Raw genomic sequence first — 435 nt, 5'->3', positions numbered from 1 at the left:
TCGAGGGTCGGATTGACCGGCAGAAAACTGTAGAAGTCCCCGGCGACGTACTTGGTCGACACGACCAACCGCTCGCTGTCGATGCCGTCGAACACCTCGCGGTACGTGTCCGGGTCCGTGTGCAGGTCGCCCGCGTCGCCCACGCCGACACTCCAGGTGCGGAAGACCAGATCGCGTTCGGCGCGCTCGTGCGCCTCGAGCAGTCCGGTCAGCATCGCCCGTACATCGGCCACCGACGTGACGGCGAGTTCGGACCGCACCGCCCCGGCACCGTCGTAGATCGCACCGGCCTCGCCGATCCGCACGATCGTGCCGGCGATCTGCGGCATCGCGGCGTAGAGCTCCTCGAACGCCGCCCCGTAGACGGCCCAGAACGCGGTCGTCGCGGTGTCGAGGCTGCCGAAGCGGTCGGTGAGGAACTGCTCCAGCGGGTCG

Annotated in this window: 1 protein-coding gene; it reads right to left on the bottom strand. The window is 69.0% G+C overall.

Features of this window, described 5'->3' with window-relative positions; genetic code table 11:
* Positions 1 to 435: hypothetical protein (locus D9V41_RS17955; protein WP_208006915.1), on the bottom strand; the 435-nt coding region annotated here is incomplete at both ends.

This window comes from Aeromicrobium phragmitis (genome assembly GCF_003674095.1).
Taxonomy (GTDB): domain Bacteria; phylum Actinomycetota; class Actinomycetes; order Propionibacteriales; family Nocardioidaceae; genus Aeromicrobium; species Aeromicrobium phragmitis.
This window is presented reverse-complemented; position numbering and strand designations above follow the sequence as displayed.